Annotated in this window: 9 protein-coding genes; 5 read left to right on the plus strand and 4 right to left on the minus strand. The window is 60.2% G+C overall.

The genetic code is table 11. The features are described 5' to 3' along the window. Window position 1: 1 nt before the first annotated feature. Window positions 2–2,050 carry a DNA topoisomerase IV subunit B gene (parE, locus tag IEX27_RS00875; RefSeq protein WP_188719040.1) on the minus strand — a complete coding sequence of 683 codons (2,049 nt, stop codon included), beginning with the start codon at window positions 2,048–2,050 and terminating at the stop codon, window positions 2–4. A 327-nt stretch (window positions 2,051–2,377) separates the two neighbouring features. Here parE and IEX27_RS00880 point away from each other — a divergent pair, with 327 nt between their 5' ends. Continuing rightward, window positions 2,378–2,764: a MerR family transcriptional regulator gene (locus IEX27_RS00880; protein ID WP_188719564.1), complete on the plus strand. Its 387-nt coding sequence runs from the start codon at window positions 2,378–2,380 to the stop codon at window positions 2,762–2,764. 80 nt (window positions 2,765–2,844) lie between these two features. Here IEX27_RS00880 and IEX27_RS00885 read toward each other — a convergent pair whose 3' ends face one another. Both IEX27_RS00885 and IEX27_RS00890 read right to left on the minus strand, forming a co-directional pair. After that, complete coding sequence (locus tag IEX27_RS00885) at window positions 2,845–3,360, minus strand: methyltransferase family protein (protein ID WP_188719041.1); 516 nt, start codon at window positions 3,358–3,360, stop codon at window positions 2,845–2,847. Window positions 3,361–3,407: 47 nt separating this feature from the next. Beyond that, window positions 3,408–4,385, minus strand: coding sequence for a heparan-alpha-glucosaminide N-acetyltransferase (locus IEX27_RS00890; RefSeq protein ID WP_188719042.1), 978 nt, complete (start codon window positions 4,383–4,385; stop codon window positions 3,408–3,410). 170 nt (window positions 4,386–4,555) lie between these two features. On the opposite strand from IEX27_RS00890, the gene IEX27_RS00895 reads away from it, so the two are divergent. The 4 genes from IEX27_RS00895 to IEX27_RS00910 all read left to right on the plus strand — a co-directional run bounded on the left by IEX27_RS00895 (window position 4,556) and on the right by IEX27_RS00910 (window position 11,196). Then, on the plus strand, window positions 4,556–5,203 hold the full coding sequence (locus IEX27_RS00895) for a YiaD family glycine zipper/OmpA-like lipoprotein (RefSeq protein ID WP_188719043.1): 648 nt from the start codon (window positions 4,556–4,558) through the stop codon (window positions 5,201–5,203). 255 nt (window positions 5,204–5,458) lie between these two features. Beyond that, complete coding sequence (gene recA / locus IEX27_RS00900) at window positions 5,459–6,541, plus strand: recombinase RecA (protein WP_188719044.1); 1,083 nt, start codon at window positions 5,459–5,461, stop codon at window positions 6,539–6,541. Window positions 6,542–6,816: 275 nt separating this feature from the next. Next, a complete protein-coding gene (gene alaS / locus IEX27_RS00905) occupies window positions 6,817–9,480 on the plus strand; it encodes an alanine--tRNA ligase (protein WP_188719045.1) in 2,664 nt (887 codons plus the stop codon). Window positions 9,481–9,831: 351 nt separating this feature from the next. Next, on the plus strand, window positions 9,832–11,196 hold the full coding sequence (locus tag IEX27_RS00910) for an MFS transporter (RefSeq protein WP_188719046.1): 1,365 nt from the start codon (window positions 9,832–9,834) through the stop codon (window positions 11,194–11,196). 89 nt (window positions 11,197–11,285) lie between these two features. Here the strand turns inward: IEX27_RS00910 and aqpZ are convergent, their stop codons facing one another. Further along, window positions 11,286–11,972: an aquaporin Z gene (gene aqpZ, locus IEX27_RS00915; RefSeq protein WP_188719047.1), complete on the minus strand. Its 687-nt coding sequence runs from the start codon at window positions 11,970–11,972 to the stop codon at window positions 11,286–11,288. Window positions 11,973–12,009 lie beyond the last annotated feature (37 nt).

Raw genomic sequence — 12,009 nt, forward strand, 5'->3', positions numbered from 1 at the left:
CTTAGATGTCGAGCTCTTCAACGAACTCGGCGTTTTCCTGGATGAAGCGGAAGCGGGCGTCGGCCTTGGTGCCCATCAGCGCTTCCACTGCATCCTTGGTCGCGTCGGGCGACTCGATCACCTCCACCCGCAGGATTGTGCGGTGCTTCGGATCCATGGTCGTCTCCTTGAGCTGGGCCGGCATCATTTCACCCAGACCCTTGAAACGTCCGATCTCGATCTTGGCGCGACCCGTGAACTCGGTGCGCAGCAACTCGTCCTTGTGGGCATCGTCGCGGGCATACATAGTCTTGCCGCCCTGGCTGATGCGGTAGAGTGGCGGGACGGCGAGGAACAGGTGCCCGTTCTGGATAAGCTGCGGCATCTCCTGGTAGAAGAAGGTGATAAGCAGCGATGCAATGTGCGCGCCGTCCACGTCCGCGTCGGTCATGATGATCACGCGTTCGTAGCGCAGGTCTTCCTCGCGATACTTGTTGCGCGTACCGCAGCCGAGCGCCTGGATGAGATCGGTGATGGTCTGGCTTCCGGCCATCTTGCCCGAACCGGCGCTGGCGACGTTCAGGATCTTGCCGCGCAGCGGCAACACCGCCTGATTGACGCGGTTGCGCGCCTGCTTGGCTGAACCACCTGCCGAGTCACCCTCGACGATGAAGATTTCAGCACCAGCTGCAGCGGTCGCCGAGCAGTCGGCCAGCTTGCCGGGGAGGCGGAGCTTCTGCACCGCCGTCTTGCGGCTGACTTCCTTTTCCTGGCGGCGGCGCAGGCGCTCGTCCGCGCGCGCAATCACCCAGTCCAGCAGCTTGTTTGCTTCCGCCGGATTGCTGGTGAGCCAATGGTCGAATGGATCGCGCAGCGCGTTTTCCACGATACGCGTTGCGGCCGCGGTAGCGAGCTTGTCCTTGGTCTGGCCAACAAATTCGGGCTCGCGCACAAAGACCGAGAGCATGCCGGCCGCCGAAATCATCACGTCTTCCGCCGTGATGATCGATGCGCGCTTGTTCTGCGTCATTTCCGCGTAATTGCGCAGGCCCTTCAGGAGTGCCACGCGCAGGCCCATCTCGTGCGTGCCGCCTTCCGGCGTCGGGATGGTGTTACAGTAGGAATTGAGGAACGGATCGCCGCCGTACCAGGTAATCGCCCATTCCACCGCGCCGTGACCGCTCTGCTTTTCCGTGCGGCCGGAGAAGATTTCCTTGGTGACCTGGAAAGCGCCATCAAGCGAAGCCTCGAGGAAGTCTCTCAAGCCGCCGGGGAAGTGGAAGCTTGCCTTTTCCGGAACCTTGCTCTTTTCACCGAGGAGAGACGGATCGCAGCTCCAGCGAACCTCGACGCCGCCAAACAGATAAGCCTTCGAGCGAGCCATGCGGTAGATTGTGGCGGGATCGAACTTGGCGTGGGAGCCGAAGATCTCGGCATCAGGCTTGAACCGGATGCGTGTGCCGCGCCGGTTATGGATGTCTCCAGCCTGCTCGATGCCGCCCAGCGGCTTGCCGCGCGAGAAGCTCTGGCGGTAGAGTTTGCGGCCGCGCGCAACTTCGACTTCCAGAAGCTCCGAAAGCGCGTTCACCACCGAAACACCGACGCCGTGCAGACCACCCGAGGTCTCATAGACCTTGGAGTCGAACTTGCCGCCGGCATGCAGCGTCGTCATGATGACTTCAAGCGCCGACTTGTCCTTGAATTTCGGATGCGGATCGACCGGGATGCCGCGACCGTTGTCGGTGACCGTCAGGAACCCTTCCGTATCGAGCTCGACTTCGATGAAGGTAGCGTGGCCGGCAACGGCCTCGTCCATCGAGTTGTCGATGACTTCCGCGAACAGATGGTGCAGCGCCTTTTCATCCGTGCCGCCGATATACATGCCCGGGCGGCGACGCACTGGCTCGAGGCCTTCCAGGACTTCGATATCGGCTGCGCTATAGCTGTCGGTTGCGTCGCGCACGGTGGTGGCGCGGGCGGCAGCTGGCTGACGCTCGGTCGCAGGAATTGTAGCTTGCTTTACGCCCCCGGAAATCGGCAGGCCGGTGAAAAGGTCGTTGCTATCGTCCATAAACTATTACTGCCTCGCGAATCACCGCTGATGTTGCCACGAATTCTCGGGCAAAGCTAAACGTGTTCCGGTTCCGTTCGTCGTCTTGAACAGGAACTTGCGCATTCTGCGGCCATGCTGACCGGGCGTTAGGCGCTCTCTTAATGTATTTTCTGCTCATGGGAAACGCTCAGTTCCCTTATGGCGCCGCTGCCGACACCGGGACCAGCGGAATTTCCACAATTGCCGATGCCATTGCTGACCCGGCGACGAGCTTTCATCCTACTACCGGAAGATTGACTTTTACGTAAAGCAGCTGAATTGTCGCGCCGAAAGGTGCCAATAATGATCCATGAGTACTATTCCATCACCGAGCTCACCAAGGAGTTCGGGATCACGACGCGTACGCTGCGCTTCTACGAGGACGAAGGACTGATCAAGCCAACGCGGCGAGGGCGCACGCGTCTCTATTCCCATGCCGATCGTCAGATGTTGCGCCGCATCCTGCGCGCTCGCAAGGTGGGGTTCTCGGTGGAAGAGGTGGGCAAGCTGCTGGCGATCTACCGTCCGCTGCCCGAGCACCTGGGCGAACTGGGCGGCATGCTGAACGAGATCGACCGTACCCGTCAGGAGCTGCGCCAGAAGCGCCGCGATCTGGAGGAGCTTTTGCAGGAGCTCGATGAGGCGGAAGAACTCTGCGTCGAACGCCTCGCAGAACTTGGTGTAAAAACCTGAGGCTGGCTTTCCTCTCTCCCTTTATGGTGAGCTTGTCGGACCACGAAGGAGAGAGCTGGCCGAACTTCCGTTCGACCCTGCTAAATCCAGCGCCGCACCTTCTTCTTGTAATCGCGATAGGCCTTGCCGAAGCGGGCCTCAAGGTGTCGCTCTTCCGGCTCCACGGCCAGTTTGTTCGTGGCAATGGAGGCGAGAACGCCGAGGAGCAGGAACCAGGCATTGCCGAAAACGAAGCCGACGGCGAACATCAGAACCGAATTGCCTAGGTATAGCGGGTTGCGGCTGATCGCGAATGGACCGCTGGTGACGAGATGGGTGGCGCCAGCGTGCGGCCGAATGGTCGTCTTTGCCCGTCGCAAGGCACTTATCGCACTGATGTAGAGCGCTGCTACACCAACGATTAAGAGGCATCCGACGGCAAAGAGAATGTCGGACAGTGGTCGTCCGAACCATGGCGCCGGGAGGAAGATCTGCAGCAGCACTGCAATCGCAAGTGCCCCGAGATAAAGCAGCGGCGGCCAGGGGAAGGCTGTCGGTGCATGGAACGGATCAGATGCCCGGTTTGCCTTGTTCTGGTCGAATGGACGCGTCGTCATCGGTTCCTCCCGTGACAGCCGATGCGAACCCGTTTTCCTCCCGCGGGTTACTGCACCGGCGTTTGATCTTGCGGGCCAGTGTTCTCCATAAGGCAGATATTGGCAAGATCCTGCAGGCGGCGAGTGGACTGTTCATCCGCCGCAAACAACTGGTCCATCAGGTTGTTGGATTGCGCCTTGTCGAGGAGGCAGCCGCAATAGGCGTTGCAGAAGGTTTCGTCACGGAAAGCTACGCATTGTGCGTTGCAGGAATTGAGAAAAAGCGCGCCCTGGTCCGGCTCAGGTGGAGGGGAAACCTGCGCGAAAAGCCAGACGAGCGACACCAGAACCGGCTGGTGCAGCAGATAGAAGGCGAGGCTGTGCTTGCCGATGAAGCCAAGCACCGGCACCCGGTCCGGCCAGCGGAGTGCCGCCATGCGCACATTGAGGCCAGTCTGTTGCCCGATTTGCGCAGCCGCGATGCCAAAGAGCACCACGCCGAACAGCGGGAAAAGCGGCACATAGTCTGTCGATGGCCCGACATTAGTGGAAAAGCCTGTCCACCAGAGCGCCTCGTGGTTGAAGATCCCGCCTTCGATGAACTGCGGCAGCGCGATCGCGATTGCGCCCGAAAGGATGACCAGCGCCCAGTGCAGCCGCAGAAACGCCAGGCCCAGCACGCTTGCCAGGGCGATATGATGCAGGATGCCGAAGAAGATGAAGGCTTCCGGCGTTGCAAGCATGGTGACGGCCGTGATTGCCACCGCTGCCGCGACGATGAGGGCGAGCCGCTTGAAGAACGGTCCGCGCTTGAACCCGTTTCCATTCGCCAGAAACAGGCTGAAGCCGACAATGAAGAGGAAAGAGATCGCGATCGAGCGCGCAAAGATGCGCCAGCCGCCAGTGACCGAGCTTCCCGGTTCGATATAGCCGAAGAAGTCGAGGTCCCAGGTAAAGTGATAGATCGCCATGGCGACCAGGGCGAGACCACGCGCGCAGTCGACCAGCTCGATTCTCCGGCGGGGAGGGGATGTCTCAATGACCATTGAAGAGGGCCTCAGCTGCGTGTTTGACGTCGCGACTCATTATCCCGGCAAAAATGCCCGTACTTTCCGCAGTTCGCCACATTTATGTTAATAGGAGGATGAGGGACGCCTGCTGCAAGATTCGGCTCAGTCATGCGGCACATGCAGAACATATTCGGAGAGGACTATTCATGCTCAAGAAAGTTATAATCGCGACGATGGTCGGTGGCCTGCTTGCTGGCTGTAGCACTGATCCTTACACGGGGGACCAGAAGATCTCGAACACCGCGGGCGGTGCCGCGCTTGGCGCGCTGGCTGGTGCGGGCCTTGGCCTTCTGGCCGGTGGCGACGATCGCCGTAACGCGCTGATCGGTGCAGGTGTTGGCGCGCTCGCCGGCGGCGCGATCGGCGGTTACATGGACCGCCAGGAAGCCGAACTGCGCGCGCAGCTGCAGGGTACGGGCGTCAGCGTCACGCGTCAGGGTGATTACATCATCCTCAACATGCCGTCGAACATCACCTTCTCGACGGATTCGGCATCGATCCAGCCGGGCTTCTACAACACGCTGAACTCGGTCGCGCTCGTCATCAAGCGCTTCAACCAGACGCTTGTCGACGTTTATGGCCACACGGATTCCACCGGCGGCTACCAGCACAACATGCAGCTGTCGCAGCGCCGTGCCAGCTCCGTCGCGGATTACCTGACCGCGCAGGGCACCGACCCGCGCCGCTTCCAGATCTTCGGCATGGGTCCCGACCAGCCGATTGCATCCAATGCGACGCCGGAAGGCCGCGCCCAGAACCGCCGCGTCGAGATTCGCCTGACGCCGCTGCGCTAGTTTTCGCAGAAAAGAGACTTACGATGCGCACAGCCTATGGTTGTGCGCATCGTTGTTTTCGGGGTGCGTCACGTCGACCGGCAGACCACAGAAGGCGAGAAAAATGAAGCTGTAGAACATATTGGCAACGGTCCGGAATCTATTTTGATACCAATCGGATAAAGCCGATTGCGCACAGAGAACAAAAAGTGTACAGAAAGGAAAGTTGAAAGCATTTAGGCATCGCGCCCATTGACCTTAGAAGGGTGTTGTATCATGGCTCAAAATACTTTGAGGCTTGTAGAGGATCAGGCAGTGGACAAATCCAAGGCATTGGACGCTGCTCTTTCGCAGATCGAGAGAGCTTTCGGCAAAGGTTCAATCATGCGCCTCGCCGGGAACGAAAAGATTGTTGAGATCGAAACGATCTCAACCGGCTCTCTGGGGCTTGATATTGCATTGGGTGTGGGCGGACTTCCTCGCGGCCGCATCATTGAGATCTATGGTCCGGAAAGCTCCGGCAAGACCACCATGGCGCTTCACACCATCGCTGAGGCACAGAAGAAGGGCGGCATCTGCGGCTTCATCGATGCCGAGCATGCGCTGGACCCGGTCTATGCCCGCAAGCTTGGCGTTGACCTTGAGAACCTGCTGATCTCGCAGCCGGACACGGGCGAGCAGGCGTTGGAAATCTGCGACACGCTGGTGCGCTCCGGCGCGCTCGACGTCATTGTCGTGGACTCGGTCGCTGCCCTGACGCCGCGCGCTGAAATCGAAGGCGACATGGGCGACAGCCTGCCAGGCCTGCAGGCGCGTCTCATGAGCCAGGCGCTGCGCAAGCTCACCGCGTCGATCTCGCGCTCGAAGACCATGGTGATCTTCATCAACCAGATCCGCATGAAGATCGGCGTGATGTTCGGTTCACCCGAGACGACCACGGGCGGCAACGCGCTCAAGTTCTATGCCTCGGTGCGTCTCGACATCCGCCGCATTGGCTCGGTGAAGGACAGGGACGAGGCCGTGGGCAACCAGACCCGCGTCAAGGTCGTCAAGAACAAGCTTGCTCCCCCCTTCAAGCAGGTCGAGTTCGACATCATGTACGGCGAAGGCGTGTCGAAGACGGGCGAGCTCATCGATCTCGGCGTAAAGGCCGGTGTGGTCGAGAAGTCGGGGGCCTGGTTCTCCTATAACTCGCAGCGCCTTGGTCAGGGCCGGGAAAATTCCAAGCAGTTCCTGCGCGACAATCCGGAAGTGGCAAACGAGATTGAAACGACGCTGCGCCAGAATGCCGGCCTGATCGCCGAACAGTTCCTGGATGACGCCCGCGGCGAGGATTTCGACGACGCTGCCGCAGGTTGATGTGTGAGCGGGTTGGGGCAGCTTTGCATCCGGCTCTTACGCAACACATTGAAGCATGATTTTGAAACGTCGCGATCTTGGTCGCGGCGTTTCGTGTTTTTGGTCCTTCTGACGTCGCGGGTTGGGGAGGCGCGTCAAAGCAGGCCATGCGTCTCCATGGCCACAACAGATTGACCCAGTCGTGCGCTGATTTCTGGACAGACAGTTCGGGTGGCGCTACAAGGCTGCGGTCTTATATTCCGCTGTGAGAGGCGGGTTTCTCGCAAAGGCAGAGCATGAGTAGCGTCAACGACATCCGGTCGACTTTTCTCGACTATTTCCGGAAGAATGGCCACGAGATCGTTTCATCGAGTTCGCTCGTCCCGAAGAACGATCCGACGCTCATGTTCACCAATGCCGGAATGGTGCAGTTCAAGAACGTCTTCACTGGTCTCGAGACGCGTCCTTATAGCCGCGCCACAACGGCGCAGAAGTGCGTTCGTGCTGGCGGCAAGCACAACGACCTGGACAACGTCGGCTACACGGCGCGCCACCACACCTTCTTCGAGATGCTCGGCAATTTCTCCTTCGGTGACTATTTCAAGGAGACGGCGATCGAGCTCGCCTGGAACCTCGTCACCAAGGAATTCGGCCTCGACGCCAAGCGCCTTCTCGTCACTGTCTACCACACCGACGATGACGCTGCGAATTTCTGGAAGAAGATTGCCGGCCTGAGCGATGACCGCATCATCCGCATTCCAACCAGCGACAATTTCTGGGCCATGGGCGATACCGGCCCCTGCGGCCCGTGCTCCGAAATCTTCTACGATCACGGCGACCACATTGCCGGTGGCCCTCCCGGAAGCCCGGATGAGGATGGCGACCGCTTCATCGAGATCTGGAACCTCGTGTTCATGCAGTTCGAGCAGCTGACGCCGGAAGAGCGCGTGAACCTGCCGCGTCCGTCCATCGACACCGGCATGGGCCTCGAGCGCGTCGCAGCCGTTCTGCAGGGCGTCCATGACAACTACGACATCGACCTTTTCCGCGCGCTGATCCGCGCTTCTGTCGAGGCAACCGGCGTCAAGGCGGAAGGCAAGCAAGCCGCAAGCCACAAGGTCATCGCCGATCATCTGCGCTCCGCAAGCTTCCTGATTGCCGATGGCGTGCTGCCGTCGAACGAGGGCCGCGGCTATGTTCTGCGCCGCATCATGCGTCGCGCCATGCGTCACGCCCAGCTTCTGGGGGCCGAAGAGCCGCTGATGTGGCGTCTGGTGCCGGCACTCGTGCGCGAGATGGGCCAGGCCTATCCTGAGCTGGTGCGCGGCGAGGCTCTGATTACTGAGACGCTGAAGCTTGAGGAGACCCGTTTCCGCAAGACGCTGTCGCGCGGCCTGAACCTTCTGTCCGACGCGACGTCCTCGCTGGTTGAAGGCGACCGTCTCGATGGCGAGACCGCGTTCAAGCTCTACGACACCTACGGCTTCCCGCTCGATCTGACGCAGGATGCACTGCGCCAGCGCGGTATTTCAGTCGACATCGAGACGTTTAATGCCGCGATGGAACGCCAGAAGGCGGAAGCGCGCGCAAGCTGGTCAGGCTCGGGCGAAGCGGCAACCGAAGCCATCTGGTTCTCCGTCAAGGATAAGGTCGGCTCCACTGAGTTCCTCGGCTACGAGACCGAAGAGGCCGAGGGTGTGATTGCGGCACTTGTCCGTGATGGTGCAATGGTTGATGCGGCTGCCGAAGGCGAGGCAGTGGCCGTCGTCACCAACCAGACGCCATTCTACGCGGAGTCGGGTGGCCAGGTCGGCGACACCGGCACCATGGAAGGTGAGGGCTTCACCATCGCGGTCGAGAACACGCAGAAGCGTGGCGAGGGCCTCTTCGTTCACTCCGGCAAGGTTGTGAAGGGCACGGCAAAGGTCGGCCAGGCGGTCGCGCTGAAGGTCGATCACGAACGTCGTACGCAAATCCGCGCCAACCACTCGGCCACCCACCTGCTGCACGAGGCGTTACGCGAGGTTCTGGGCACCCATGTTGCCCAGAAGGGTTCGCTCGTCGCACCGGAGCGCCTGCGCTTCGACTTCTCGCATCCGAAGCCGATTTCCGAAGCGGAACTGGCCGAGATCGAGGAGCGTGCAAACGAGATTGTTCTGCAGAACGCGCCAATCAACACGCGTCTGATGTCCGTCGATGACGCAATCGCCGAAGGTGCAATGGCTCTTTTCGGTGAGAAGTACGGGGAAGAGGTGCGCGTTGTCTCCATGGGCACGGCGGTCCGCGGCGAGAAGGCTGGCAAGACTTTTTCGCTGGAACTCTGCGGCGGTACCCATGCCCGTTCCACCGGTGATATCGGGCTTGTCCATGTGGTGACCGAAGGCGCTGTTGCCGCCGGCGTACGCCGCATCGAGGCGCTGACCGGTGCAGCCGCCCGTGAGTACCTGGAAGAGCAGGAAAACCGCCTGAAGCAGGCTGCTGCAGTTCTGAAGGTCGCGCCCGCTGACGTTGTTTCGCGTCTTGAGGCTCTGGTCGAAGAGCGCAAGAAGCTGGAACGCGAGCTGGCTGATGCCCGCCGCAAGCTCGCCCTTGGTGGCGGTACAGCTGGTTCCGCATCGGACGGTCAGGAGACGGTGAACGGCGTGTCCTTCATGGGCCGCGTGGTCGAAGGCATTGCACCGAAGGACCTGAAGCCGCTCGCCGATGATGGCAAGCGTGCATTGGGCTCCGGCGTCGTTGTTTTCGTCGGCACTTCTGAAGACGGCAAGGCAAGCGTCGTCGTCGGCATCACGGAAGATCTGACGGGACGCTTCAGCGCCGTCGATCTCGTCCGCGCTGCCTCGGAAGCAATTGGCGGCAAGGGTGGCGGCGGTCGTCCTGACATGGCGCAGGCTGGCGGACCGGACGGTTCCAAGGCGGCCGCAGCCATCGATGCGGTGAAGGCAATGCTGGCTGGTTGATCTAGCAAATCGGACTGACGTGAGTTTCGGGGCGGAACCTGCAGGGGTTTCGCCCTTTCTTTTGGCCTCCTGCTGTCCGCGTAGAGGTCACCGTCACGCAGGCTTATCCGCGATTTCTGTGGATAAACGTCTCCGGCTGCTCGGCCCAGCAATAAACAGGAAGAACGTTGTGAACCATGGAAAAGAAAGAACACGCGCCTATGTCCTGAGCGAAATTTTATGCTAACCTTATAGATGTCCGCAGGACAGTTTTGATAATTTTCATGTTAATAAATTGATTTTAATTAGCGTACCGATTTGCGTTTGGATCTAACAGTCCAGCCACAAATAGCTTCACCAAGGTGAGTTTTAATGGTTTCTGAAGAATTGGTCGCGGGAGGCGAGCCGTTGAGTCAGGCTGCTCCGGCGAATTCGCCATCGCGAGTGCTGGTGGCGAGCCTTATAGGCACCACCGTCGAGTTTTACGACTTCTACGTCTACGCCACCGCAGCGGTGCTTGTGTTCCCCCTGCTGTTTTTCCCGGCTGGCAACCCCACTACGGCCTTGCTTGCATCCTTCGCTATCTTTGGCGCGGCTATGATCGCGCGTCCTCTGGGCGCCATCTATTTTGGTCATCTGGGCGACAAGCGCGGCCGCAAGTTCACGCTTGTGGGCGCGCTGCTGACCATGGGTATTGCGACGTTTCTGATCGGCGTTCTGCCCACCTATGAAATGGCAGGCTGGTTTGCGCCGCTGTTCCTCGTCGTCCTTCGCCTGGCGCAGGGCTTTGCCCTGGGCGGTGAATGGAGTGGTGCCGCTCTTGTGGCGACGGAAAATGCGCCTGCTGGTAAGCGCGCCATATTCGGCACATTCCCGCAGCTCGGAGCCCCGCTGGGCTTCATCGTGGCCAATTCGCTGTTCCTGCTGATTGCGGCGATGCTGCCATCGGAACATGCCAACCGCCCGTCGGATGAGTTCCTGACCTGGGGATGGCGCATTCCCTTCCTTTTCTCGGCCGTCATGGTCATCGTCGGCCTCTGGGTTCGCCTGCATCTGGTCGAGAGCACGGCCTTCAACAAGGTCGTGAAAGAGAAGAAGGTGGTCAAGCTTCCGCTGACCAGTGTCATCAAGGATTTTCCCAAGGAGCTTATCCTCGGCACCTTCTACATGCTGAGCACCTACGTGCTGTTCTACCTCATCACGGCTTTTTCGCTGAGCTACGGCACGGCCAAGATGGACGCGGCATTGCCCGGTCTCGGCTATGACTACACGAACTTCGTTTGGATGATGGTGCTGGGTGCGGTCTTCTTCGGCATCTTCACGCTGCTGTCGGGACCTTGGGCGGAAAAGTGGGGCCGTCGTGGTTTCCTGATCGTCGTCACGGCGCTCATCCTGGTCTACGGACTAAGCTGGGTTCCGCTACTCCAGCTGGGCAGCTGGGGACCGCTGATCTGGCTGGTGCTTGGCTTTTCACTGATGGGTATGACCTTCGGCCCGATGGGCGCGCTGCTGCCGGAACTGTTCCCGGCCAACGTCCGCTACACAGGCTCGGGAATCTCCTACAACGTGTCTTCGATCATCGGTGCAGCCGTTGCTCCCTTCATCGCGGTCGCCCTATGGCAGTATGGTGGCGGCAGCCCGTTCTGGGTCGGCATGTATCTCGCTGGATCCGCCGTCCTGACGCTGATCTCGCTGCTGCTCGGATCCGAGACCAAGGACGTCGACTACGAGGCCTGATCCTCGATCAGACCCTGACACAATGCGAAATGCCATCGCTCGCTGAGCGATGGCATTTTTGATTCCGGGCCTGAGCGCGACGCAGGAGCTCAGTCGCTGTCCTTGTAGATCGCCCGCCACACCAGCGCTCCCACGACGGCGCCCGCAAGCGGAGCAACCCAGAAGACCCAGAGCTGGGTGAGGGCGGCGGTGTCTGCGAAGATCGCCACACCCGTCGACCTGGCCGGGTTGACGGACGTGTTCGTCACCGGAATCGAAACCAGATGGATGACGGTGAGCGTCATGCCGATGGCAATCGGCGCGAATCCGGCGGAAGACTTTTTGGCCGTGGACGCCAGGATGATGAAGACAAAGAAGGCGGTCATCACCACTTCCATGGAGATCGCTGCAGGCATGGAGTAGCCGCCTGGGGAGAGTTCGTCGTACCCGTTGGAGGCAAAACCTCCGGCTACGAAACTGCCGCTGCCGGTTGCAATGAAATAGAGAACAGCAGCGGCGGCGGTCGCGCCCAGCACCTGGACGATGACGTATCCGGAAAGGTCATGCACCGGCAGGCGGCCGCCAATGACCATGCCGACGGAAACGGCCGGGTTGAAGTGACCACCCGAGATGCGGCCCACCGCATAGGCCATGGTGAGCACCGTGAGGCCGAATGCGAGGGATACGCCCAGTAGCCCAATGCCAACCTCGGGATAGCCTGCAGCCAGGACGGCACTGCCGCATCCGCCGAAGACAAGCCAGAATGTTCCGAAAAACTCAGCGAACAATTTCTTCATAGCAAACCCTCCAGCAATAAATTATTGCCGGAAAAGT

Origin of the sequence: Nitratireductor aestuarii (assembly GCF_014641695.1) — a bacterium.
Taxonomy (GTDB): domain Bacteria; phylum Pseudomonadota; class Alphaproteobacteria; order Rhizobiales; family Rhizobiaceae; genus Chelativorans; species Chelativorans aestuarii.

Bases quoted from the DNA above. Each gene is read 5' to 3' on its own strand.
- IEX27_RS00910 (WP_188719046.1), top strand. From the start codon at position 9,832: ATGGTTTCTGAAGAATTGGTCGCGGGAGGCGAGCCGTTGAGTCAGGCT.
- alaS (WP_188719045.1), top strand. From the start codon at position 6,817: ATGAGTAGCGTCAACGACATCCGGTCGACTTTTCTCGACTATTTCCGG.
- IEX27_RS00890 (WP_188719042.1), bottom strand. From the start codon at position 4,385: ATGGTCATTGAGACATCCCCTCCCCGCCGGAGAATCGAGCTGGTCGAC.
- IEX27_RS00895 (WP_188719043.1), top strand. From the start codon at position 4,556: ATGCTCAAGAAAGTTATAATCGCGACGATGGTCGGTGGCCTGCTTGCT.
- aqpZ (WP_188719047.1), bottom strand. From the start codon at position 11,972: ATGAAGAAATTGTTCGCTGAGTTTTTCGGAACATTCTGGCTTGTCTTC.
- parE (WP_188719040.1), bottom strand. From the start codon at position 2,050: ATGGACGATAGCAACGACCTTTTCACCGGCCTGCCGATTTCCGGGGGC.
- IEX27_RS00885 (WP_188719041.1), bottom strand. From the start codon at position 3,360: ATGACGACGCGTCCATTCGACCAGAACAAGGCAAACCGGGCATCTGAT.
- recA (WP_188719044.1), top strand. From the start codon at position 5,459: ATGGCTCAAAATACTTTGAGGCTTGTAGAGGATCAGGCAGTGGACAAA.